Below are 24,589 nucleotides of genomic sequence, written 5' to 3' on the forward strand. Positions count from 1 at the left end.
TCGCTCAGGCACTTGGCTCGTGCAGAAAAGCACCGGCGCGGTGCAACGCCGATGCTTTTTTCCAATGCGCTATTTCAATCGACGGGCGCAACGCCCGCAGTGAAACTCACACGGCCGCTTCGTTCTCCTCACCCGTACGAATGCGGATCACGCGTTCGACATCCGCGACGAAAATCTTGCCGTCACCGATCTTGCCCGTGCGCGCCGCGCCGATGATGGCATCGATCACCTGATCGCATTGATCGTTCGCGACGACGACTTCGATCTTCACTTTCGGCAGGAAATCGACGACGTATTCGGCGCCGCGATACAGCTCGGTGTGTCCTTTCTGGCGGCCAAAGCCTTTGACCTCGGTGACGGTCAGCCCTGTCAGGCCGACTTCGGCGAGCGCTTCGCGGACTTCGTCGAGCTTGAAGGGTTTGATGACGGCGGTAATGCGTTTCATGGCGGGCCTCGTCTCGGTTCGGAAAAAGGAAGGTTCAGATGCGTTGATTCTACGCCGCAGCGCACACGTTGCCAGCACCCGGCATGGCAACGAGTGCAGTAACCCGCGCTCAACGGCAGATAAAGACTGATTTCAGGCGGCTTTGTCCGGAACCGTTGCGAGATCATCGGTCCAGACAGTCGCTTCCGAATCGCTTGGCGCGCGCCAGTCGCCGCGCGGCGACAGCGAACCACCCGAGCCGACCTTCGGCGAATTCGGCACGCAACTGCGTTTGAACTGGCTCGTCTTGAAGAAGCGCCACAGGAAAATGCCGAGATTGCGTTTGATGGCGGCAATATCGTATTCGTTGCGCTCGACATGCGCGCCTTCTGGCCAGCCGCCCTGCTCCTTGTCGCACCACGCGTGCAGCGCGAGGAATGCGACTTTCGACGGCGCGAAGCCATAGCGCAGGATGTAGAACAGATTGAAGTCCTGCAACTCGTATGGCCCGATGAACGATTCCGTCTTCTGCTCGATCGCGCCTGCGGCTTTGGCCGGCACGAGTTCAGGGCTGATTTCCGTGGCGAGCACGTTGAGCAGCGTGTCCGAGCCGCTCTTGCCGACGGCACCCGTCTCCGCGACCCAACGCACCAGATGCGTGATCAGCGTCTTCGGCACGCTTGCGTTCACGCTGTAGTGAGACATGTGATCGCCCACGCCATACGTACACCAGCCGAGTGCCAACTCGCTGAGATCGCCCGTGCCGATCACGATGCCGTTATGAAAATTGGCGAGACGGAACAGATGGTTCGTGCGCTCGCCCGCCTGCACGTTCTCGAAGGTGATGTCGTACTTCGCCTCGCCCGCCGAATACGGATGGCCAAGGTCGTTCAGCATCTGCTCGCAGCTTGGCCGGATATCGATTTCCATCGCGGTGCAGCCGACCACGCTCATCAGTTCGCGCGCCTGCTTGAGCGTGCGGTCGCTGGTCGCGAAGCCCGGCATCGTCACGCCGATGATGTTGGTGCGCGGCAGTTTCAGACGGTCCATCGCTTTCGCGCAGACCAGCAGCGCGTGCGTCGAGTCGAGCCCGCCCGACACGCCGATCACCACCTTCTGGATATTCGACGCCGACAGCCGCTGCACGAGCGCCTGCACCTGAATGTTGTAGACCTCGTTGCAACGCTCGTCGCGGCGGCGCGAATCGGCGGGCACGTATGGGAAGCGCTCGACCTTGCGTTCGAGCGGCAGCGCCTGCGCCGCGTCGTGCCCGATCGCGAAGCGCACGATCTGGAACTTCGCCGCTTCATCTTTGTGCCGCTGCACCGACATGCCGAACGTGGTCTGCCGCATGCGTTCGTGCGAGAGCCGTTCGAGATCGACGTCCGCGAAAATCATGTGCGAATCATCGAGAAAGCGTTCGGACTCGGCGAGCATCTCGCCGTTCTCGTAGATCAGCGCCTGGCCGTCCCAGGCCATATCCGTCGACGATTCACCGCGTCCCGCCGACGTGTACAGATACGCCGCGAGACAGCGCGCCGACTGCTGGCCGACGAGCTGATGCCGGTAGCCGGACTTGCCGACCACGACGTTCGACGCCGACAGGTTCACCAGCACCGTCGCGCCCGCGAGCGCGGCAAACGACGACGGCGGAATGGGCACCCACACGTCCTCGCAAATCTCGACGTGGAAGCGGAAGTCCGGCACGTCGGTCAGTTCGAACAGCAGCGACGCGCCGAACGGCACCTGCTTACCGAGCAGTTCGATGTCGCGCGCGACGGCGCTGTCGGCGGGCGTGTACTGGCGCGCCTCATAGAACTCGCCGTAGTTCGGCAGATAAGTCTTCGGCACCGCTCCCAGCACGACACCGCGCGCGACGACGATCGCGCAGTTGTACAGGCTGTGGTCCACCTGCAACGGCATGCCGACGATCATCGCAACGGGCAGCGACTTCGACGCCTCCACGATCTTTGCCAGCGCTGTCTTGCATGCGTCGAGCAGCGCGCGCTGATGGAAGAGGTCGTCGCAGGTATAGGCGGGCAAACCGAGTTCTGGGAACGCGACGAGCGCCGCGCCTTTCGCCGCGGCCTCGCGCGCTAGCGCCAGCGTCTCATCGGCGTTGAAGGCCGGATCGGCGACGCGGCAGCGCGGCACGCCCACCGCGACACGCGCAAAACGGTGCGAATACAGGTTGAAGAAGTTGCCTTTCATGTCCGAGATTCCCAATGCGCGCGAACCGGGAGAAACGGTCGCGCGCGAAACAGCTGCTATCGATCAGCGTAGATGATAAGCCGTAAGCGCATTCAAGGTCTCGATCGCGTGTATCGACGGGCCACGCCGCGCGCTACAGGCGCGCATTTGCTTTAACATGGCCGTTCGCCGCGCCGCGGTCACGCCTGCGCCCAGTGCCGAAGCATCCGGGCGCCAGCAAAACGAAGCGCGCGACATTCGCCTATCAGCCTCATCCGATCCTGCCGCTGCACCATGCACGCAAGCGAGTGCGGCACCCGGGATCGCCAACGGTCGAACAGATTGAACCAGGAACGTTTTGATTACCGCGCAGGCATTCTTGCTTCGCCGCTCGAAGTCGATGCCGCCGAATGGAATGCGCTGCTCAACCAGCAGGCGCAACCCACTCCATTCTTGCGCCACGAATTCCTGAGCGCGCTGCACGCGACGCGATGCGCCGTCGCGGATACGGGCTGGGCGCCGCAATTCGTCACGCTGACCGATCCGCGTACGGGCAAGCTCGCCGCGGCCGCCCCCGTCTACGCGAAGGAACACTCGTACGGCGAGTACGTGTTCGACTGGGCGTGGGCCGACGCGTACAAGCGCAACGGCCTGCCCTACTATCCGAAGCTGCTGTGCGCGGTGCCCTTCACGCCCGTGCAAGGCACGCGCCTCATTGCCGCCGACGCCCACGCGCTACGCCATCTCGCCGCGACGCTCGTCGCGTTCGCGGAACAGGCCGACGTGTCGTCGCTGCACGTGCTGTTTCCGACGGAAAGCGAAGCGCAAGCGCTGACCGATCTCGGCATGATGCAGCGCGAAGGCGTCCAGTTTCACTGGATCAACGACGGCTACCGCCACTTCGACGACTTTCTCTCGACGCTCGAACAGAAGAAGCGCAAGAACATCCGCGCTGAGCGGCGCAAGGTGCGCGATGCGGGCGTCACGTTCCGGCGCTTGCTCGGCGAAGACATCAGCGACGCCGACTGGCGCTTCTTCAGCAAGTGTTATCGGCAGACGTACCGCGAGCACTTTTCGAGTCCGTATCTGAATCTCGACTTCTTCCGGATGATCGGCGCATCGATGCCGGAGAATCTGATGATGGTGATCGCCGAGTACGAGGGCAAGCCGATCGCGAGTTCGCTCGTCGTCTATCAGCGCGACGGCGCGAACGCGGGCGGCACGCTGTACGGCCGCTACTGGGGCGCGCTCGAACACGTGCCCTGCCTGCACTTCGAAACCGCGTACTATCAGCCGTTGGAGTTCTGCATCGAACAGAAGCTGGGGGTGTTCGAAGGCGGCGCGCAGGGCGAACACAAGATGGCGCGCGGCTTCATGCCGACCGTCACGCGCTCGACGCACTGGTTAGCGCATCCTGCCTTTTCGGACGCCGTTGCGCACTTTCTCGACAACGAGAAGAATCACATCCACGCGTATGTCGACGAACTGCGCGAACACAATCCGTTCAAGGAATAACGAGGAACAGTCGCGCGCCATGCCGTGGTTTCTGTATCTGATCGAATGCTCGGACGGCAGCGTCTACACGGGCATCGCCACCGACGTCCAGGCCCGTTTCGACAAGCATTGCAGCGGCGCGGGCGCGCGCTATACGCGCTCGCGCAAGCCGGTGCGGCTGCTGGCGTCGTTCGAACTGGCCGACCGTTCGAGCGCGTCGCGCGCCGAATACCGCGTCAAGCAGCTTGCGCCCGCGCAGAAGTGGGAACTGGCTTCGGGTGCGCGGACGCTTGAATCCGTGCTGCCTGCCGTCATTGAGGAAGTCGAGGCTGGCGAACCAGACACCTGACGCGGCGCGGCTTTTCCGTCGGCTGCAACAGTGTTTTCAGGATAAGCATCTCGACGCCGATTTCACTCGATCAGATACTTTCGTCACTGCAACGCGTCGCTGAATTCAGAACCAGCGGCGCTCCAACACCCGACGCGATACCCAGACACCTTGAGGTGAAAAAATGGACGAAAGAAAGCGTGACAGCATGATTGCTTATCTGCGCGGCCGCATGGCTAAGGTCGGCATCAAGGTGGCCGACCTGGCCGCGGCGCTCGCCGAAGAGCGGCGTCGTCAGCAATCGGTGCGTTATCGCAGCCCATTTGGCGAAACGTGGGACGGCAACGGCGCGATGCCCCAGTGGCTCAGCAACGCTGTCAGCGCCGGGCAATCGCCGGAACACTTTGCGGTCGACAAGCCGGCGAAAAAGGTCAAACAGGAACGCCCGACGGTCGATTGGCGTAACGACCCGTTCGCCGGTAGCCGCCTCGCGACGGTCAGCCCGCGCTAACGCGGCGCGGCATTTGATCCGTCCACGCGCTGCGTCGGATCGATAGAGCAAAAAAAGACGCTCCCGAAGGAGCGTCTTTTTGCAACCAGGCTCGAAAAACGCGCGAATTACTTCTTGTAGTTCGCCGCGCCTTCCGTGATTTCCTTGTGCGCGGCTTCGATGCCCGCCCAGCCTTCCACCTTGACCCACTTGCCCTTTTCGAGCGCCTTGTATTGCTCGAAGAAGTGCTTGATCTGGTCCTTCAGATACTGCGGCACGTCGTCGATCGACTTCAGGTCCGCCGTCATCGGGCAGATCTTGTCGTGCGCAACGGCGATCAGCTTGGCGTCGACGCCCGACTCGTCCGTCATCTGCAGCATGCCCAGCGCGCGCGCGCGCACCACCGAGCCAGCCAACAGCGGGAACGGCGTGATCACCAGCACGTCGACGGGATCGCCGTCGCCCGACAGCGTCTGCGGAATGAAGCCGTAGTTCGCGGGATAACGCATGCCCGTGCCGATGAAACGATCGACGACGAGCAGGCCCAGATCCTTGTCGGCCTCGTACTTCACCGGATCGCTTTGCGCCGGGATTTCGATGATGACGTTGAAGTCTTGGGGGAGGTCTTTACCAGGGGGAACGTGATTGAAGCTCATGGCGCTCTCTGATCAGGAAGAAATGGGAATAAGGCGCACGGCGCGCGCTGCGTCTCGATACGGGACCCAGCGCCGCAACCCGGACACGGCGGAATGCGCCATTATAGCCAATCGGCCGATGACACCCGCGTGGCGATCGGCGCGATAATTGTCTTACGCGTGTGACCGTGCCGGGCGGCCACACGTCTGGCCGGCCGCTGCGCTTCGCCAAAGCCTGCGCAACGCAACCGCCGTCGCCTGTCCCTTTCGTCATCTCTTCGTTGTTTCTTTCGATGTCCGCCTGACCGCCCAACCGGGCAAGGAGCATGTATGGAAGAAGCGAAACACTTCATCGGCGGTGAATGGACCGCGTCGTCGAACGGGGAGACGATCCCCGTCATCGATCCCTCCGACGGTCAGCCGTTCGCCACGCTCGCGCGCGGCACGGCCGCCGACATCGACACCGCAGTCCAGTCCGCGCGCCGCGCCTACGAGGGCGCATGGGGCGCCGTGAGCGCCGCCGAGCGCGGACGCCTGCTCTACCGGCTGTCGATGCTCGTCGCCGCCTGCCACGAGGAACTGGCGCAGCTCGAAGCGCGCGACACGGGCAAGCCGCTCAAGCAGGCGCGCGGCGACGCGGCCGCGCTTGCCCGCTACTTCGAGTTCTACGCAGGTGCCGCCGACAAACTGCACGGCGAAACGCTGCCCTATCAGAACGGCTACACGGTCTTTACGATCCGCGAGCCGCATGGCGTGACGGGCCACATCGTGCCGTGGAACTATCCGATGCAGATTTTCGGGCGCAGCGTCGGCGCGGCGCTCGCGGTGGGCAATGCGTGCGTCGTGAAGCCCGCCGAAGATGCCTGCCTCTCCGTGCTGCGCGTCGCCGAGCTGGCGGACGAAGCCGGCCTTCCCGCGGGCGCGCTCAATATCGTCACCGGCTTCGGACACGAAGCGGGCGCCGCGCTCGCGCGCCATGCCGGCATCGATCACATCTCGTTCACCGGTTCGCCCGATACGGGCAAGCTCGTCACGCAGATGGCCGCCGAAAACCACGTGCCCGTCACGCTCGAACTGGGCGGCAAGTCGCCGCAAATCGTCTTCGCGGACGCCGATCTCGACGCCGCGCTACCCACGCTCGTCAACGCAATCGTGCAGAACGCCGGGCAAACCTGCTCGGCGGGCAGCCGCGTGCTGATCGAGCGGAGCATTTACGAGCCGCTGCTCGACCGCCTCGCCACCGCGTTCAATGCATTGCGCGTCGGTCCGGCGCAGGCGGACCTCGATTGCGGGCCGCTGATCAGCGCGAAACAGCAGCGCCGCGTATGGGATTTCCTCTCCGACGCGCAGCATGACGGCATCGCGATGGCGGCGCACGGCGAAGTGATCGCCGAAGCGCCGGAAACAGGCTTCTATCAGGCGCCGACCTTGCTGCGCGACGTGCCGCCCACGCATCGGCTCGCGCACGAAGAAGTGTTTGGCCCCGTGCTCGCCGCGCTGCCCTTCGCCGACGAAGACGAAGCGCTGACGCTTGCGAACGGCACGCCCTACGGACTCGTCGCAGGCGTCTGGACGCGTGATGGCGGCCGGCAAATGCGCATGGCACGCCGCGTGCGCTCGGGGCAAGTGTTCATCAACAACTATGGCGCGGGTGGCGGCGTCGAATTGCCGTTCGGCGGCGTCAAGCATTCGGGACACGGCCGCGAGAAAGGCTTCGAAGCGCTGTACGGCTTCACGGTGCTGAAGACCGTCGCGATCAGGCACGGCTGACGCACGACTGACTCACGACACCCCAGGCGTTTTTGCACTTACAACAACAGGAGACATCATGCGGTTGACCGGCAAAACGGCCATCGTCACGGGCGGCGGCTCGGGCTTCGGCGAAGGCATCGCGAAGACATATGCGCGCGAAGGCGCGAACGTCGTCGTCAACGATCTGAACGGCGCGGCGGCCGAACGCGTCGCGAGCGAGATCGCGCTGGCGGGCGGCAAGGCCATCGCGGTCGCGGGCGACGTGACGCGCGCGGGCGACTGGAGCGCGCTGCACGCCGCCGCGATCGAGGACTTCGGCAGCGTGCAGATCGTCGTCAACAACGCGGGCACCACGCATCGCAACAAACCCGTGCTCGACGTGACGGAAGACGAATTCGATCGCGTGTACGCCGTCAACGTGAAGAGCATCTACTGGAGCGTGCAGGCATTCGTGCCGTACTTCCGCGAGCAAGGCGGCGGCGTGTTCGTCAATATCGCATCGACGGCGGGCGTGCGGCCACGCCCGGGACTCGTCTGGTACAACGGCAGCAAGGGCGCGGTGATCGTCGCCAGCAAGGCACTGGCTGTGGAGCTCGGGCCGGATCGCATCCGCGTGAACTGCGTGAACCCGGTGATCGGCGAGACGGGTTTGTTGACCGAATTCATGGGCGTCGACGACACGCCGGAGAACCGGCAGAAGTTTCTGGCGGGCATCCCGCTGGGCCGCTTCTCGACCCCGCAGGACATCGCGAACGCCGCGCTCTATCTCGCATCCGACGAAGCGGAGTTCATCACGGGCGTCTGTCTCGAAGTGGACGGCGGACGCTGCGTGTAGCGCAGCAGGCGGCGCGCTCGCTCGCGCCGCCCGGCGAAAATCCGCCTTAACCTTTGAAAACTCAGTGTTTTCCCCGACGCTGGGGCGGCTATTCAGCGCGCGTTGAAAGATTAGAATCGCGAACGGCGGTACGACATTTCCACAATAACGAGCTTTGCGTAAGACCAGCGTGAAGCGCTGCCGCGCCGACGCCGGTCGATAGGAGACAAGCGTGTCCAGTCCTGCGAATCCGCTCCACCATCCCGGCGCAGGGGCGCCGCCTTCCACCTTCGAAGAGGCGACCTACAGAAAAGTCGCCTGGCGCCTGACGCCGCTGTTGATGCTCAGCTATGTCGTGGCCTATCTGGACCGCGTGAACGTCGGCTTCGCGAAGCTCGGCATGAGCGCGGACCTGGGCCTTTCTGACGCCGTCTACGGCTTTGGCGCGGGGATATTCTTCATCGGTTATTTCATCTTCGAAGTGCCGAGCAACGTGATTCTGCATCGCGTCGGCGCGCGGGTCTGGATTGCGCGGATCATGGTGACGTGGGGGATCGTGTCGATGCTGACGATGTTCGTCACCACGCCGACGATGTTCTACGTGATGCGCTTTCTGCTCGGCCTGGCGGAAGCGGGCTTCTTCCCCGGCATCATTCTGTATCTGACCTACTGGTATCCGGCGCACCGGCGCGGGCGCATGACGACCTGGTTCATGACGGCGATTGCGATTTCAGGCGTGGTGGGCGGGCCGATCTCGGGCTACATCCTGAAGTCGTTCGACGGCGCGAACGGATGGCATGGCTGGCAGTGGCTTTTCCTGCTCGAAGGGATACCGTCGATCATCGTCGGCATTCTGGTGTTCATCGTGCTGGACGACCGCATCTCGAAGGCGAAGTGGCTCACGAAGGAAGAGCGCGAGCTGCTGGAGCGCAACATCGCTGCCGAAGACGCGACGAAGGAAGATCATGCTATCGGCAAGGTGATGATGAGCCCGCGCGTGCTGATGATGAGCCTGATCTATTTTTCGTTTGTGATGGGGCTTTATGGTGTGAGTTTCTGGCTGCCGACCATTATCAAATCGACGGGTGTCACTGACGCGTTCACGATTGGGTTGTTGTCGGCGATTCCGTTCGCTGCTGCCGTGGTGGCGATGGTGTTTGTTGCGCGTAGCGCCGATCGGATGCGGGAGCGGCGTTGGCACGTTGCTGTGCCGGGATTTGTGGGGGCACTTGGGCTTGTGCTTTCTGTCGTGTGGGCGCATGACACCACCCTGGCGATGGCTGGGCTCACGCTTGCCACCATGGGCATTCTGACTACGCTGCCGCTGTTTTGGAGTTTGCCTACCTCGTTTCTTGCTGGTACGGGCGCGGCCGCTGGGATTGCGTTGATTAATTCCATTGGGAATCTGGCGGGGTTTCTTAGTCCTTATGCAGTGGGCTGGCTCAAGCAGGCTACCGCCGGGAATGCGGCTGGGATGTATATGCTCGCGGCGTTTATGGTTCTTGGAGGTGTGCTCGCGGTTAGTGTGCCTTCCAGGCTTGTGAATAAGTGAGCACTGCCGGTGCTTTTGCCGGTTTTTTGACTTTGCTCTGGCATTCGGCTGTTTGACTTCGTGGCGCGGCTGGGTTGGTTTGCTTGTTTTGCCGCTGGCATCCGCGTTACGGTGTTTGCTGTTCACGCGTCGCCCCTGTGCGGGGCGGCACCTACTTTTCTTTGCCGCCGCAAAGAAAAGTAGGCAAAAGAAAGCGGCTAACACCGCCAACATCTCTTCTTGCCTGAGGGCCCCCAACGGGTCTTACGCTTCACACGACGGCGTTTCTGTTCGCGTTCGTTGCCAACGCTCTGAATGAGCGCCTCACCCACTTCAAACGCCCGCACTAGGGCTCACGGCAGCGAATGGTATGTGCCGCCCAGGTGGCAAACTGTGTGTAGGTTGTCGCGTCGTATAGCTTGGCGCTCTTACAGGGTGGAACGCGTGCGCAATCGGGTCGAAGTGAGGCGTGTGCGGCACTACGGCCTACACACAGTTTGCCACCTGGGCGGCGGCGGACTATCTGGCAAGACATGCTGAAGCGCGGGAGCGTGAAGCGGGTGAGGCGCACCGCAAGAGCGCTGGCAACGAACTTGAATCGAGAAGTTGCCGCGTGAAGTAAGGGACCGGTTGAGGGCCCTCAGGCAGGGAGAAATGTTGGCGGTGTGAGCCGCTTTCTTTTGCCTACTTTTCTTTGCGGCGGCAAAGAAAAGTAGGTGCCGCCCCGCACAGGGGCGACGCTTGAAGCACGAAGGCATAGCGCGGATGCCAGCGCAAAGCCAAAACGCACCACACCGCGGACGCGAGCAAAAAGCACCAGCAAACCACCCAAAGCGTCGCAGACAAAAAAACCTCAAACCACATTCATAGCCAGCGCACTCTCCCGATAATGCGCGCTAGCCTTATCAGCATCCCCGAGCTGCTCATGTAAACGAGCCAACGCCCGATGCGACCGAATCTTCAAAGTCTCGTTATCAGCCAGCTTGAGCGCCTGCTCAAGAAACGACTGCGCCTTCCCCCACAACTGCTGATGCAGACACAACCGCCCAAGCGCAAACATCAGATCCGCGTCGTCAGGACGCTCCTTCCGCCAGGCTTCAGCCTTCTGAATCAACGGCAACGCGTCACCGCCAGTGGTATCAGGATAACGCCGCAACAACCGCGCATCCCAATTCTGCGCGAGCGCCTCTTCAACAATCTTCCGCGCATCCTGCGGACGCCCCAGCGCCACCAGCAACTCAGCCGCAACATCCGCAAGCCGCGGCGAATGCCGCTCAACAGGCGTCAGCGAATGCCACAACTCAAGCAGCGCGTCAGCATTGTGCCTGCGATCGCGCAACAGATTCTCCGCCGCAAGCTGCCGCAAACGCACGGCAACAGCGGGATGAATCGCCTCGCGCTTCTCCAGCGTCTTCACGAGCTTGAGCACTTCGCCCCAGTTCTTCAATTGCTGCTGCGCGCGCAATGCAATCTGCTGCGCATGAATGCGGCGACCACCCTGCGACTGCATTTCGGTCAGCGCGAGCAACGCGCCATCCGCATCGCGGCCATCGGCACGCATATCGGCCGTCGCCATCAGGCGCGCGTCCTGCCAGTCAGTCGAATCGATCTGCGCGAGATATTCGTCGCGACGGGCGTACTCGTGCATCCGGTGCGCGGCGTTCGCGGCGATCAGGCCCGCCGCACCCTTGTTGTCGGGATTGGTGAGCGAGTCGCGCGCAGCTTTCTCGGCGCGCGAGAAGCGGCCCGCGTAGAGATTGCCGATCGCATCGCGCAACGCCGCATGCGCCTTCGCGACCCGCTGACGCGAGCGATACGCGGCGACCCGCTGCGGCATACGCCAGATGTTGCGCACGATGCGCAGCAACGCATAAATCACGATGAACGCGACGATGATCCCGACGATGAACAGGTTCAACGAAATATCGATCCGATACGGCGGATAGACCAGCAACACCTGCCCGGTGTCGAAGCGACCGACGATCGCGAGCACCACGGCGATCGCAAACAGGAAAGCGAGCCAGAGAAGTCCACGCAGCGCCATGATTAACCCCGCGTCCGGTATTGATGCACGGCCTGCAGGCTCGTATCCAGGTTCGGCACGTCGACCGCGCCCGAGCCGTCGTCGACCTGCTTCACGAGGTCGCGTACCGTCTGCACCTGCTTCGACGACGCGTCGAAGTAGCGCGCGAGCGCGTTGTCCGCGGCGTGAAGGTCGGACTTGAGCGTCGTCTGGTTGCGCGCGAGGAGCGCGAGCCGCGCGGACAACAGACGCATCTTCAGGTTTTCGCGCACGAAGTAGCCCTCATCGGGCGCGACGAGCATCGCGTCGGCGTGGTCGATGCGGCGCACCTGCACGAGACTCGTCAACTGCTGGCCAATACCCGCGATGAGCTGGTTCCACCACACTTTCCACTTCGGTTCGCCCGTGGCGGCCGCGACGCGGTCGACATCCTTCGGCGTGGACGCATGCGGCGTGGCGTGCGCAATCGGCGCCTCGCCCGAAAGCGGCAGCTGGTCGATCTGATCTATTGCGTTGTCGAGCTTGATGGCGAGGCCCGTCAGATCAGTGGACGGCGCGGATTTCAGCTTGTCGATGTCCTGCGCGATCGCCTTGCGCACAGCCAGCACTTGCGCGCCGTCCGACGCTGCGAGGCGAGTATCCGCGCTCTGCAACGCGAACAACGCGAGCTGCGTGTTGCCCGTCAGTTGCAGTTGCTCGCTCGCGGCTGACAGCATCTGGCCGACTTCGGCCATCGTCCAGTCGTCGCGATTGCGTGCGAGATCCGCATATTGCTGCTGCAACGCCTGCTGCGCGTTCTGCGCGTCGGCGAGCTTGCCTTCGAGCTGCGCGATCTGCGCATCGGCCTGACGCACCGTGGCGACGGCCTGCTCGGTCTTCACGCGCAATTCGGCCGTCTGCGAATCGTTGACCTGCTGGCGGTGCGACAGCTGCTGATCGAGCTTGATGACCCGGCGATTCAGCGCAATGCCGCCCGCGATCGCCGCGAAGAGCACCAGCGCGATGACAACCCAAAGCAGCGTGTTGCCCTTGGGCTTGGCCTGCTGCATTTCATAGGGCGTAAAGGGTTGATTCGGCGGCAGCGCAGTGGCGGGCCGCGGCGCAGAGTTGGACGTCGGGGGCGTGGGGTTCGTGGATGCGTTGGTATCAGACATGCGTTCTTGTGCCGGGTTGGACTGGACCGGTTGAACTTCAAAAGGGGCCGCGAGAGACAACAGCGTACGGGCGATCCGTTCATCGCCCGCACCGGACACCGTAATGCTATCAAAACCCAATGCCCGCGCGGTTTCCGCGATGCGCGGATGGGGCGCGACGAACATCGCCCGCTTCAGGTGCGTCTGCTCGCTCGCCGTGAGGTGGTCGTGCGCGAGTTCGGCGAGATTGCGCACGCCCTCGGAACTCGTGACGAGCCACGCGTGCGGCGTCTTCGATTCGTCGGACAGCAACGCGTGGATGCGAGACCATGCACCGATCGACGGATCGGGCACGAGGCGCCGGTAGGCCGCGACCGTCTCGACTTCGGCGCCCGCTTCGCGCAAACGGTCGGCGAGCCATTCGCGGCCGCCGTCGCCGCGCACGATCAGCACGCGTTTGCCTTCGAAGGCGTTGTCGCCAAGCGACGCTTCAATCGCCGCATACAGCGCTTCGGAGTCGAAGCGCGCGCCGTCGTGGTCATCGGCCGATGCAGCCGGGCTGATCACCTGGTAAGCGGGAGCTTCGACGCCATGCTTCGCGAGCGCCGCGACGCTGCCTGGACCGACCACGCCGACGGGCAGCGCGTGCGGCCAGATCGCATCGTGGCTCGCGAACGCGTAATCGACGGCATTCGGCGACACGAAGACGACCAGCGCGTATCGGTCGAGCGCTGCGAGCGCCGCGCGCAGCGGCGCTTCATCGTCCGCTGCGGCGATATCGATCAGCGGAAATTCGACGGTCGCGGCACCCGCGTCGTGCAGCGTTTTCGCGAGCGCGTCGGACTGTCCCGCCGGACGGGTCAGCACGACGGTCAGATGCTTCGCGTGCGATGCGCCTGTGCCGTCCCTGGACGGCAATGCGTCGGGTGTCGGGTTCGAGTCGGCCGCCATCACGCGGAAGCAGCCGGGCCGCTCGCCGTGGTGAGCGCGCGGACTATTTCGAGTGCGCCCTGCGCTTCGAGCTGGCTCGCGACCTCGCGGCCCAGTTCGAGCGCGGCGCCCGTGGTCGGCGCGGGCGCCGAGGCTTGCGCGGACAGCACGCGCTGGCCGTCGGGCGTCGCGACGACGCCGCGCAGATGCAGCGCGCCGTCATGCCAGGTCGCGTAAGCGGCGAGCGGCACTTCGCAACTGCCGCCCAGCGCGCGCGACACCATGCGCTCCGCTTCGACAGCGGCCGCCGTGTGCTCGTGATGCAGCGGCGCGAGCCATGCGGCGAGGTCGGCACGGTCCGCGCGGATCTCGATGCCGAGCGCGCCCTGGCCCGCGGCGGGCAGGCTGTCGGCGGGATCGAGCAATGAACGGATGCGGTCGCCCAGGCCCAGACGCTTGAGGCCGGCCGCCGCCAGAATGATGGCCGCGTATTCGCCGCGATCGAGCTTCGCGAGGCGCGTGTCGAGATTGCCACGCAGCGGCTTCACGACGAGTTCGGGATAGCGCGTGCGCAGCATCGCTTCGCGGCGCAGGCTCGACGTGCCGACCACGCTGCCGGGCGGCAACGCGGCCAGCGAGTCGTACTGGCTGGAGACGAACGCGTCGCGCGGGTCCTCGCGCTCCATGATGGTCGACAGCGCGAAGCCTTCGGGCAGTTCCATCGGGACGTCTTTCAGCGAATGGACGGCGAGATCGGCGCGGCCGTCGGCCAGCGCGTTCTCCAGTTCCTTCACGAACAACCCTTTGCCGCCGACCTTCGACAGCGTCCGATCGAGAATCTGATCGCCACGTGTCGTCATTCCGAGGATTTTTACGTCACAAGATGGATATAATTTGTGCAGCGCACACCGCACATGCTCGGCTTGCCACATGGCAAGCCGGCTTTCCCGCGACGCGATGACTAGCGTGGCGGGCGGAGTGGGCGCAAGCGTCTCGGAATTCATTGTTTGATTCATTGAACGACGGGATGTGATAACTAACAATGTTAGCACGCGCTTTGGCAACCTCTCGCTGGCCGCACGGCCATGCCAAAGCAGCGCGACGGCACTTGCGTGAGACGGTAGCTGGCGCTATGCGCTCACTGCTGTCGACCGCCATAGAACCAGAGGAGACAGGCCTGCGGATTCATCCACGCAGAGCCGTCCTAGCCGCATCGATCGTGACTCGCGTGGCCGCCAGAAGCCCCAGCACGGTCGTTCGCGCGTCGAAGCGCCGCATGCGCGATGATTTAATGCGGCGCAGCACGCGCAACCGGCTCTCCTCCGCCGCGCGCGCCGCATGCTGACAGGCTTTGAGCGCAGTTCCCCGCTGTACCCGCAGTTGCAGTTCACCATTCTTAGACCCTGGCTTTCCTGAGGAAACATCGTGACGTCTTCCGGATCGGCGCGCCCTGCCCGCCGCACTACTGCCTCGCCCGATGCCGTCAATACCGCATCGGCCGCTCCCGCCGCTTCCGCTGTCAAGGCCGCCAAGGCCGTGAAAGCCACGCAAGCTCTCGACTCCGGCAAAACCGGCAAATCCACGAAGACCAAGGCGCCCGCCAACGGCGTCTCGAAACGAATTAAATCCGACGGCGCCGGCAAGCAGGAAGCCGCGCGCGCGTCGAAAGAAGCGAAGAACGGCGCCGCGGCGCAGGTGAAGGACAATGCCCGCACGCGCGAAGACAAGGACCAGCCGCTCTTCGAAGACATCCGCTATCTCGGACGCCTGCTCGGCGACGTGGTGCGCGAGCAGGAAGGCGACGCGGTGTTCGACGTCGTCGAAACGATTCGTCAGACGGCTGTGCGCTTTCGCCGCGAGGACGACAGCGTCGCCGCACAGGCGCTCGACAAGAAACTGCGCGCGCTGTCCCCAGAGCAGACGGTGAGCGTCGTGCGCGCGTTCAGCTACTTCTCGCACCTTGCGAACATCGCTGAAGACCGTCATCGCAATCGCCGGCACCGGATTCACGATCTGGCCGGCTCGACGTCGCAGCCGGGCACGATTGCGCATGCGCTCGACCGGCTCGTCGAAGCGAACGCCGCCGCGACGCCCGTGCTGCAGCAGTTCTTCAACGACGCGCTGATCGTCCCAGTGCTGACGGCGCACCCGACGGAAGTGCAGCGCAAGAGCATTCTCGACGCGCAGCACGACATCGCGCGCCTGCTCGCCGAACGCGACCAGCCGCTGACGGCACGCGAGCGACTGCAGAACGAATCGCTACTGCGCGCGCGCGTGACGTCGCTGTGGCAGACGCGCATGCTGCGCGACTCGCGCCTGACGGTCGCCGATGAAATCGAGAACGCGCTGTCGTTTTACCGCGCGACGTTCCTCGAAGAAATCCCCGCGCTCTACGCCGACATCGAAGAAGCGCTCGTCGAGCACGGCCTCGACGCGCGCCTGCCGCCCTTCTTCCAGATGGGCAGCTGGATTGGCGGCGACCGCGACGGCAACCCGAACGTCACGGGCGAAACGCTCGAAAACGCGATCACGCGTCAGGCCGCGGTGATCTTCGAGCACTATCTGGAACAGGTACACAAGCTCGGCGCGGAACTGTCGGTGTCGAACCTGCTGGCGGGCGCGAGCGACGAACTGAAGGCGCTCGCGGAAGCCTCGCCCGATCACTCTCCGCATCGCACGGACGAGCCGTACCGGCGCGCGCTGATCGGCATTTACACGCGGCTTGGCGCCAGTGCGCGCGTGAGGCTCGGCGAAGGCGTCGTGCCGCTGCGCAGCGCCGGCCCCGGCGCGCCGAAGATTCGCGCGACGCCCTATGACGATTCGTCCGAGTTCGTGCGCGATCTGCATGTGCTGATCGATTCGCTTACCGAACATCACGGCGCGTCGCTGGCAACGCCGCGTCTGTCGCCGCTGACGCGCGCCGCCGAAGTGTTCGGCTTCCACCTCGCGAGCATCGATCTGCGCCAGAGCTCCGACATTCACGAAGCGGTGATCGCGGAGCTGCTGCGGCGCGCGGGTGTCGAAAGCGACTACGCGGCACTTTCGGAAGGCGACAAGCTGCGCGTGCTGCTCGCGGAACTTTCGCAGCCGCGCCTGCTGCGCTCGCCGTATGTCGAGTACTCGGATCTGGTGAAGAGCGAACTCGGCGTGCTGGAACAGGCGCGCGTGACGCGCGAGAAGTTCGGCGCGCGCGCGGTGCGCAACTACATCATTTCGCACACAGAGACGGTGAGCGATCTGGTCGAAGTGATGCTGCTGCAAAAGGAAGCGGGCCTGCTGCAAGGCGCGCTCGGCAACCCGGTCGATCCGGCGCGCGCGGGCCTGATGGTGATCCCGCTCTTCGAGACGATTCCCGACTTGCGCAACGCGTCGCACATCATGCGCGACCTGCTGGCGCTGCCGGGCATCGATGCCATCATCGAGAACCAGGGCAACGAGCAGGAAGTGATGCTCGGCTATTCGGACAGCAACAAGGACGGTGGCTTCCTGACGTCGAACTGGGAGTTGTACCGCGCGGAACTGGCGCTGGTGTCGCTGTTCAATGAGCGCGGCATCACGCTGCGGCTGTTCCATGGACGCGGCGGTACGGTTGGACGCGGCGGCGGCCCGACCTATCAGGCGATTCTTTCGCAGCCGCCGGGCACGGTCGATGGGCAGATACGCCTGACGGAACAGGGCGAGGTGATTGCCAGCAAGTTCGGCAACCCGGACATCGGCCGACGCAATCTGGAGACCGTCGTTGCCGCGACGCTCGAAGCGTCGTTGCTGCCGCATGGCAATGCGCCTTCGCAACTGCCCGACTTCGAGGAAGTGATGCAGACGCTGTCGGATGCGGCGATGGCGTCGTACCGTGCGCTCGTCTATGAGACGCCGGGCTTCACTGAGTACTTCTTCTCGTCGACGCCGATTGCGGAGATCGCTGAGTTGAACATCGGCAGCCGGCCGGCGTCGCGCAAGCTGCAGGACCCGAAGCAACGCAAGATCGAGGACCTGCGGGCGATTCCGTGGGGTTTCTCATGGGGACAATGCCGGTTGCTGCTGACGGGCTGGTATGGGTTTGGTAGTGCGGTAGCTGGATGGCTCGAGGCCGCGGGCTCGAATGTCGAGCGTGAACGTCGTGTGAATCTGCTGCGCAAGATGCATAAGGCGTGGCCGTTTTTCGCGAACCTGCTGTCGAATATGGATATGGTGCTGGCTAAGACCGATCTCGCGGTGGCGTCGCGGTATGCCGCGCTTGTGGCTGACAAGAAGCTGCGTAAGCATGTGTTCGAGCGGATTGTCGCGGAGTGGGAGCGCACGTCCAATGTGCTTTCTGAAATTACCGGGAAGAAAGAACGTCTCGCGGATAATCCTTTGCTGGCGCGGTCTATTAAGAATCGGTTTCCGTATCTCGATCCGTTGAATCACTTGCAGGTGGAGCTGCTTAAGCGCCATCGCGCCGGGGATGATAATGTCCGCGTGCGGCGTGGGATTCATTTGACTATCAATGGGATTGCGGCTGGGTTGAGGAATACGGGCTGAGCTTTATTCTTGTCCTGCGGACGGCGGTTCTCTTTTTGAGGCCGCCGTTTTTTTGGTTTTTGCTTTTGTTTGGTGTGCTTTTCTTTTCGCTGGCATCCGCGGTGTGGTGCGTTTTGGCTTTGCGCTGGCATCCGCGCTTTGCCTTCGTGCTTCAAGCGTCGCCCCTGTGCGGGGCGGCACCTACTTTTCTTTGCCGCCGCAAAGAAAAGTAGGCAAAAGAAAGCGGCTAACACCGCCAGTTCTTGTTCCTGCCTGAGGGCTCCCGAAGGTTCTTACGCTCCACACGGCAACCACGTGACCCACATTCGTTGCCAGCGCTCTTGCGGTGCGCCTCACCCGCTTCACGCACCCGCGTTGCGGCACGTCATGCCAGATATTCCTACGCCACCCAGGTGGCAAACTGTGTGTAGGCCGTAGCACCTCACACGCCTCACTTCGGACCGATTGCGCACGTGTCCCACCATGTAAGAGCGCTAACGTGTACGCCGCGACAACCTACACACAGTTTGCCACCTGGGCGGCAGATACCATTCGCTGCCGCTTGCCCTTGTTCGGGTGTTTGAAGTGGGTGAGGCGCTCATTCGAAGCGTTGGCAACGAACGCGAACAGAAATGCTGCCGTGTGAAGCGTAAGACCCTGTGGGGGCCCTCAGGCAATGAGAGATGTTGGCGGTGTGAGCCGCTTTCTTTTGCCTACTTTTCTTTGCGGCGGCAAAGAAAAGTAGGTGCCGCCCCGCACAGGGGCGACGCGTGAAGCACGCTAACGAATCGCGGATGCCAGCGCAAACACAAGACAAACCACACCAGCGTCGCAGACAAAAAAACAAACCTCAATACGCCTCAACCATCAAAGCATCGAGCTTAAACGACCCATCTTCCTGAACAGCGAAGTACTCGCGAACTTCATCCGGAGCGGAAGCCCAGATAGACCGAATCGCAACAACCCGCGCTTCAGGCGTCCTCATCCTTGCGACCCACGAAGCAAACTCGATATCGAGCCGCCAGCGCTCCCGCACCACAGCCTCAAACCCTGCGGCAGCAAAAAACGCAACCCACTCATCCGCACGATAGTCACGAATATGCGACCCATCGCGCAGCACTTCGACAGCCTGAAGATGCGTATCGAGCAACGGATGCTCGCTCCCGGCAATATCGATGAACATCACACGCCCGCCGGGCTTCAAAGCCCGCCGCACTTCGGCGAGCGCCAACGGCACATCGTGCCAGTGATGCGCGCTCATCCGGCTGACGACCCAGTCAAACGAAGCATCGTCGAACGGTAATTTCTCAGCCGCGCCCTGCTGCGTCCGGATATTCGACAACCCGCGCTCAACAGCAGCCGCGGCCACGGTAGCCAGCATCTGCGGCGCAATGTCGTAGGCCACAACAGATCCAGCAGAAGCCGCAACCGCAAAACTCGCATGCCCCGCCCCGCACCCCATATCGAGCACCGCCGCACCCGGCGTCGCCGCAACAGCAGCCGCCAGCGTCTGCAAATCCGCGCCCGTCGCGTGTACCTGGCTCGTCAAATACGAGGCCGCCGTCGAACCGAACGCGTCGGCTACCTGATCGTGATGCTTCATCGTGTGCTCCAGTGCCTTCAGGCCTGTTTGTGAGGATAGGGTCAAAGTCGCGAAGCGTCTCGCCTGTCGCTACAATAGAGCCCGCCCTGTACCAGTACAAGTCAAGCAATTATTCTGGTATCGACATTACCAGTCATCGCCGCCTCGCCACATGACCACGCCGTCCCACGCCGATTCCGCCCCGCCGCTCGATGCGTCGCCCGCCCGCGCGCTCGGCGAGTTCATCCGCGCGCATCGCGAGCGCCTGTCGCCGCAAGCCGTCGGCCTGCCGCCCGGCCCGCGCCGCCGCACGCCCGGCCTGCGGCGCGAGGAAGTCGCGCAGCTGTGCGGCGTGAGCCCGACCTGGTACACCTGGATCGAACAGGGCCGGCCCGTGTCCGCGTCCGCCGAAGCGCTCGCACGCATCGCCGTCGCGCTGCAGCTCTCGCGCGCCGAGCGCGCGTATCTGTTCGAACTGGCCGCCCAGCGCGACCCAGCCGAGCCGGACCCCGCCGCCGCCGATACCCCCGCCATGCTGCTCAAGACCGTGCAGCTCGTGAGCGCGCCCGCCTATGTGCTCGACCGCCAGTTCACCGCGCTCGCGTGGAACGAGCCCGCGGCGGACCTGTTCGTCGGCTGGCTCGACGGCGAGCACGACCGCAACCTGCTGCGCTATACGTTCCTGTCGCCAGATGCGCGCAGCCTGATCGTCGACTGGGAAATCCGCGCGCGGCGTCTCGCCGCCGAATATCGCGCCGATTCGATCCGCCATCAGAACGACGCGCCCACGCGCTCGCTGATCGACGAACTCTCCGCCTCCAGCGACGCGTTCGCGCGCTTCTGGGCGTCGCAGGACGTCAACGAGCGCGAAGGCGGCCAGCGCCGGTTCAATCATCCGCGCGACGGCCACGTCGTCTACAACCAGATCACCTTCAAGCCCGCGCACCGCGAAGACCTGAAGCTCGTCGTGCTGATGCGCGAATGAGCTTGCCGGGCCAGCTGAAAGCCGCCCGCACGGCGGGTGTTAAAATCGTTGTCTCCTTCGAGGCGGCGCCGTCCCCACGCGCCGTCAGCGTCTTCACCTCGCAAACTGCCCATCACCATGACGTCCCAACTGCATAAAAAAGGCGAAGCCTGGTCGGCTCGCTTCTCCGAGCCGATGTCGGAACTCGTCAAGCGCTACACGTCGTCGGTCTTCTTCGACAAGCGTCTGGCGTTCGTCGATATCGAAGGCTCGCTTGCGCACGCGTCGATGCTGGCCGCGCAAAAGATCATCAGCGCCGACGACCTCGCGGCAATCCAGCGCGGTATGGCGCAGATCAAGGGTGAAATCGAGCGCGGCGAGTTCGAATGGCAACTCGATCTCGAAGACGTCCACCTGAACATCGAAGCGCGCCTGACCGCCCTGATCGGCGATGCCGGCAAGCGCCTGCACACGGGCCGCTCGCGCAACGACCAGGTCGCGACCGACATCCGCCTGTGGCTGCGCGGCGAAATCGACCGTATCGGTGATCTGCTGAAGGATCTGCGCGTGGCGCTCCTCGACCTCGCCGACCAGAACGCCGGCACGATCATGCCGGGCTTCACGCACCTGCAGGTCGCGCAGCCCGTGACGTTCGGCCATCACCTGCTCGCTTACGTCGAAATGTTCTCGCGCGACGCCGAACGCATGGTGGACTGCCGCAAGCGCGTGAACCGTCTGCCGCTCGGCGCAGCGGCGCTCGCGGGCACGAGCTATCCGATCGACCGTCACGCCGTCGCGAAGACGCTCGGCTTCGACGGCATCTGCGCGAACTCGCTCGACGCCGTGTCCGACCGCGACTTCGCCATCGAATTCACGGCAGCATCGGCGCTCGTGATGACACACGTGTCGCGCTTCTCCGAAGAACTCGTGCTGTGGATGAGCCCGCGCGTCGGCTTCATCGACATCGCCGACCGCTTCTGCACCGGCTCGTCGATCATGCCGCAGAAGAAGAACCCGGACGTGCCCGAACTGGCGCGCGGCAAGACGGGCCGCGTGAACGGCCACCTGATGGCGCTGCTCACGCTGATGAAGGGCCAGCCGCTCGCGTACAACAAGGACAATCAGGAAGACAAGGAACCGCTGTTCGATACCGTCGATACCGTCGCCGATACGCTGCGCATCTTCGCAGAGATGGTCGCGGGCATCACGGTGAAGGCGGACAACATGCGCGCGGCTGCGCTGCAGGGCTTCTCGACGGCAACCGATCTCGCCGACTACCTCGTCAAGCGCGGCCTGCCGTTCCGTGACGCGCACGAAGCCGTCGCCCATGCGGTGCGTGTCTGCGAACTGCGCGGCTGCGATCTGGCCGATCTGTCGCTCGAAGAAATGAAAGCCGAATTGCCGAACGTCGCCTCGTTGCTGGGCGACGATGTGTTCGGCTATCTGACGCTCGAAGGATCGGTGGCGAGCCGCAATCATCCGGGCGGCACCGCGCCGGATCAGGTGCGGGCCGCCGTTGCCGCTGCGCGGTCTGCGCTCGGCTAGGCCGCTTCCATTCGGCTGCTGAAAGGCGGACTCTCTGGCGAGGGTTCGCCTTTTTTGTTTTCGCACGCGTTGCCTGCGGCTTCTGGCTCGTGCGCCTTCGCTGCATCGAGGGGACAATGGGCCGCTCTCACCTCGCCTGCCGTTGTGCTGCGTCGTCGTCGGCTACTATCACGGCAACCATCGGCTTTCATTGTGTACTGTCATGATCATCCGCCCTCAACTCCGCTGGTTCCGCATGCTGCTCGCGTGGCGCGGTTCGGTGCTTCCCGAACTGTTGCCGCGCCTGTGCGTCATTCTGCTCATTTCACTCGTCGCGCTTGGCGTTCATGTTCACCTGCTGAAGATCAGCATCAACATGACCACCACGCCGTTCTCGCTGATCGGCATTGCGCTCGCGATCTTCCTCGGCTTTCGCAACAGCGCGAGCTATGACCGCTACTGGGAAGCCCGCAAGCTCTGGGGCTCCCTGCTCAACGAGACGCGCTCGCTCACGCGCCAGGTGTTGACGCTTCCGAGCGCTCATATCGACCCGAGCGAAACGCAGGCCTTCGTGCAAGCCTTGTGCGCCTTCGCGCACGCGCTGCGGCATCAGTTGAGATGCACGGACCCATCGGAAGATCTGTCGACGAGACTCGACAAGCCGCTCTTCGAGCGCGTCATGATGTCGCGCTATCGGCCCGCGACGATCATGCTCTGGCTCGGCGAATGGACGCAGCGCCAGGCGCGCGACGGCAAGCTCGACGCATGGACGGTCCAGGCTATCGATCGCAATCTGAACGGGCTGTCGGATGTGGTCGGCGGCTGCGAGCGGATCCTGTCGACGCCGCTGCCGTTCGCGTATTCGGTGATGATTCACCGCACCGTGTACTTCTTCTGTGCGGCGCTGCCATTCGGGCTGGTGGAAACGGTCGGCGTGTTCACGCCGATCTTCTCGGTATTCGTCGCGTACACGTTCATGGCGCTCGACGCGATCGCATCGCAGATCGAAGAGCCGTTCGGCACCGACGACAACGACCTCGCGCTCGATGCGCTGTCCGCTTTCATCGAAGACGCCGCGCGCGACCTGCTCGCGCAGCCTTCGTTGCAGAAAACCGCTGCGAAAGATGGTTATCTGCTCACCTGAAGCGTGAGCGAGACACGCGCGCCGAACATAAACGGCGCGCGTTCCTCACAACAACATCAGTCCGTGCCGTACTTCGGCGAACGCGGACCATACAGCAGACCATCCGCGCCGCCACTCGACAGCAGCTTGCGGCTCGTCAACCCCGCCACGTCGTGCGACTCGTCGCTCAACGTATGCGCGACCTGCTTGACGGCCGCCTGCACCAGCGCGCCGATCAGCCCGCCACCGACGTTCACGTTGCCGCCCAGTTCCTTGCCCGTCGCGCTTGCCGAACCTTGCCAGAGCGTGTCGCCCGAGCGCAGATCGACGAGCTTCGCGGTTGCCGACACCACCGTCGTGCTGTCGATGATCGTGTATTTCGAACCGTACTGCGTGATCTTCGTGTACACCGCGGCGTCCGCGCCGAAGATGCTGCGCAGCTTGTCGGGCGCGACGGCCTGGATGTCGGTCGGCGTGGTCAGGCCGTTGTGCTTGAACGTCTCTTCCATCTCGACGACAGGCACCACGTAATAGCCGCCTTCCGCGATCGGCATCGTCATCTGCGACAGCATGCCGTACGTCGCATTCACGTCCGCCGTGTCGTTGATGGGCGGCAGCACGAGAATCGTGCTCGGCTTGCTGTTGCGGAACGCGGTGTAGTCAACCTGGCGGGGCGCATGCGTCACGCACGCCGTCAACGTGAACAGGACAGACAGCGCGGCGATCAGTTTCAGTGAGAGAAAGCGGGTCATGGTCATTGGAATTTGCTCAGCAGAAAGTCCATGTAGGTCGACGATTCAGGAAACGACTGCTTCTCCGCGAGCAGTTCCTGCTTCGCTTCCTGGTCCTTGCCGACGGTCGCGTACAGCATCCCGAGATGCGCATGGAAGCCCGGCGGCGCCGATGCGCCCTTTGCAAGAATCTGCTGACGCGCCTTTTCGAGCGCATCAATCTGTTCGAGCGGACTCTTTTGCCCCTTGAAGTATTCGTACACCTGCGGCTGATAGCCATCCCACTGATACAGCGAAACGCTCTTCGTGTTCGCGCACCCCGACAGCAGCGCGCACGCTGCCGCGACGGGCAGCGCGATGCCCGTCAGCATATTTGTTCTTTTCAACATGGTCTTATTGGATGTGATGTGTTGAAGCGTTG

General features: G+C 63.6%; 19 protein-coding genes. 10 read left to right on the top strand and 9 right to left on the bottom strand.

The features are described 5' to 3' along the window. Window positions 1-106: 106 nt before the first annotated feature. Together glnK and C2L65_RS11310 are read right to left on the bottom strand one after the other, a co-directional pair. Window positions 107-445, bottom strand: coding sequence for a P-II family nitrogen regulator (glnK, locus tag C2L65_RS11305; RefSeq protein WP_007587958.1), 339 nt, complete (start codon window positions 443-445; stop codon window positions 107-109). A 132-nt stretch (window positions 446-577) separates the two neighbouring features. Then, window positions 578-2,635, bottom strand: coding sequence for an NAD(+) synthase (locus tag C2L65_RS11310; protein WP_042310375.1), 2,058 nt, complete (start codon window positions 2,633-2,635; stop codon window positions 578-580). A gap of 321 nt (window positions 2,636-2,956) precedes the next feature. Here C2L65_RS11310 and C2L65_RS11315 point away from each other — a divergent pair, with 321 nt between their 5' ends. The 3 genes from C2L65_RS11315 (at window position 2,957) to C2L65_RS11325 (ending at window position 4,947) form a co-directional block, all read left to right on the top strand. After that, a complete protein-coding gene (locus C2L65_RS11315; protein ID WP_042310377.1) occupies window positions 2,957-4,129 on the top strand; it encodes a GNAT family N-acetyltransferase in 1,173 nt (390 codons plus the stop codon). Window positions 4,130-4,148: 19 nt separating this feature from the next. Further along, a complete protein-coding gene (locus C2L65_RS11320) occupies window positions 4,149-4,457 on the top strand; it encodes a GIY-YIG nuclease family protein (protein ID WP_042310378.1) in 309 nt (102 codons plus the stop codon). Window positions 4,458-4,620: 163 nt separating this feature from the next. Beyond that, window positions 4,621-4,947 (top strand): H-NS family nucleoid-associated regulatory protein, encoded by a 327-nt coding sequence (locus C2L65_RS11325; protein ID WP_042310380.1) that lies wholly within the window; start codon window positions 4,621-4,623, stop codon window positions 4,945-4,947. 107 nt (window positions 4,948-5,054) lie between these two features. Here the strand turns inward: C2L65_RS11325 and ppa are convergent, their stop codons facing one another. Continuing rightward, entirely contained in the window at window positions 5,055-5,582 is a 528-nt protein-coding gene (ppa, locus tag C2L65_RS11330) for an inorganic diphosphatase (RefSeq protein WP_007587974.1), read from the bottom strand. Between the two features lie 309 nt (window positions 5,583-5,891). Between ppa and C2L65_RS11335 the strand changes: the two genes are divergently transcribed. The 3 genes from C2L65_RS11335 to C2L65_RS11345 all read left to right on the top strand — a co-directional run bounded on the left by C2L65_RS11335 (window position 5,892) and on the right by C2L65_RS11345 (window position 9,679). Then, on the top strand, window positions 5,892-7,331 hold the full coding sequence (locus tag C2L65_RS11335) for an aldehyde dehydrogenase family protein (RefSeq protein WP_042310382.1): 1,440 nt from the start codon (window positions 5,892-5,894) through the stop codon (window positions 7,329-7,331). Window positions 7,332-7,389: 58 nt separating this feature from the next. Beyond that, the gene (locus C2L65_RS11340) at window positions 7,390-8,148 is read left to right on the top strand and encodes an SDR family oxidoreductase (RefSeq protein ID WP_042310384.1); all 759 of its coding nucleotides are present in this window, start codon (window positions 7,390-7,392) and stop codon (window positions 8,146-8,148) included. A gap of 211 nt (window positions 8,149-8,359) precedes the next feature. Then, the gene (locus C2L65_RS11345; RefSeq protein ID WP_042310386.1) at window positions 8,360-9,679 is read left to right on the top strand and encodes an MFS transporter; all 1,320 of its coding nucleotides are present in this window, start codon (window positions 8,360-8,362) and stop codon (window positions 9,677-9,679) included. Window positions 9,680-10,511: 832 nt separating this feature from the next. Here the strand turns inward: C2L65_RS11345 and C2L65_RS11350 are convergent. Genes C2L65_RS11350 through hemC form a run of 3 tightly spaced genes read right to left on the bottom strand, consistent with a single transcriptional unit; the run spans window position 10,512 to window position 14,748 of the window. Then, window positions 10,512-11,702 (bottom strand): heme biosynthesis protein HemY, encoded by a 1,191-nt coding sequence (locus tag C2L65_RS11350; protein WP_007738282.1) that lies wholly within the window; start codon window positions 11,700-11,702, stop codon window positions 10,512-10,514. A 2-nt stretch (window positions 11,703-11,704) separates the two neighbouring features. Then, complete coding sequence (gene hemDX, locus C2L65_RS11355) at window positions 11,705-13,765, bottom strand: fused uroporphyrinogen-III synthase HemD/membrane protein HemX (protein WP_042317154.1); 2,061 nt, start codon at window positions 13,763-13,765, stop codon at window positions 11,705-11,707. Continuing rightward, window positions 13,765-14,748, bottom strand: a complete 984-nt coding sequence (gene hemC, locus C2L65_RS11360) for a hydroxymethylbilane synthase (RefSeq protein WP_042317152.1) — start codon at window positions 14,746-14,748, stop codon at window positions 13,765-13,767. The genes hemDX and hemC overlap by 1 nt, the downstream gene beginning before the upstream one ends. Before the next feature lie 421 nt (window positions 14,749-15,169). On the opposite strand from hemC, the gene ppc reads away from it, so the two are divergent. Then, window positions 15,170-18,265: a phosphoenolpyruvate carboxylase gene (gene ppc / locus C2L65_RS11370; RefSeq protein ID WP_042317149.1), complete on the top strand. Its 3,096-nt coding sequence runs from the start codon at window positions 15,170-15,172 to the stop codon at window positions 18,263-18,265. An 829-nt stretch (window positions 18,266-19,094) separates the two neighbouring features. On the opposite strand, the gene C2L65_RS11375 is transcribed toward ppc, so the two are convergent. Next, the gene (locus tag C2L65_RS11375; RefSeq protein ID WP_042314867.1) at window positions 19,095-19,847 is read right to left on the bottom strand and encodes a class I SAM-dependent methyltransferase; all 753 of its coding nucleotides are present in this window, start codon (window positions 19,845-19,847) and stop codon (window positions 19,095-19,097) included. A 151-nt stretch (window positions 19,848-19,998) separates the two neighbouring features. Between C2L65_RS11375 and C2L65_RS11380 the strand changes: the two genes are divergently transcribed. The 3 genes from C2L65_RS11380 to C2L65_RS11390 all read left to right on the top strand — a co-directional run bounded on the left by C2L65_RS11380 (window position 19,999) and on the right by C2L65_RS11390 (window position 23,458). Continuing rightward, window positions 19,999-20,811, top strand: coding sequence for a helix-turn-helix transcriptional regulator (locus C2L65_RS11380; RefSeq protein WP_042314866.1), 813 nt, complete (start codon window positions 19,999-20,001; stop codon window positions 20,809-20,811). 117 nt (window positions 20,812-20,928) lie between these two features. Beyond that, window positions 20,929-22,335, top strand: coding sequence for an argininosuccinate lyase (gene argH / locus C2L65_RS11385; RefSeq protein WP_042314865.1), 1,407 nt, complete (start codon window positions 20,929-20,931; stop codon window positions 22,333-22,335). Between the two features lie 202 nt (window positions 22,336-22,537). After that, window positions 22,538-23,458 carry a bestrophin family protein gene (locus tag C2L65_RS11390; protein ID WP_042314864.1) on the top strand — a complete coding sequence of 307 codons (921 nt, stop codon included), beginning with the start codon at window positions 22,538-22,540 and terminating at the stop codon, window positions 23,456-23,458. Between the two features lie 56 nt (window positions 23,459-23,514). Here C2L65_RS11390 and C2L65_RS11395 read toward each other — a convergent pair whose 3' ends face one another. Both C2L65_RS11395 and C2L65_RS11400 read right to left on the bottom strand, forming a co-directional pair. Further along, complete coding sequence (locus C2L65_RS11395; protein WP_042314873.1) at window positions 23,515-24,189, bottom strand: DUF799 domain-containing protein; 675 nt, start codon at window positions 24,187-24,189, stop codon at window positions 23,515-23,517. A gap of 2 nt (window positions 24,190-24,191) precedes the next feature. Continuing rightward, complete coding sequence (locus C2L65_RS11400; RefSeq protein WP_007738260.1) at window positions 24,192-24,557, bottom strand: DUF4810 domain-containing protein; 366 nt, start codon at window positions 24,555-24,557, stop codon at window positions 24,192-24,194. Window positions 24,558-24,589: the final 32 nt, after the last annotated feature.

Source organism: Paraburkholderia terrae (assembly GCF_002902925.1).
Taxonomy (GTDB): domain Bacteria; phylum Pseudomonadota; class Gammaproteobacteria; order Burkholderiales; family Burkholderiaceae; genus Paraburkholderia; species Paraburkholderia terrae.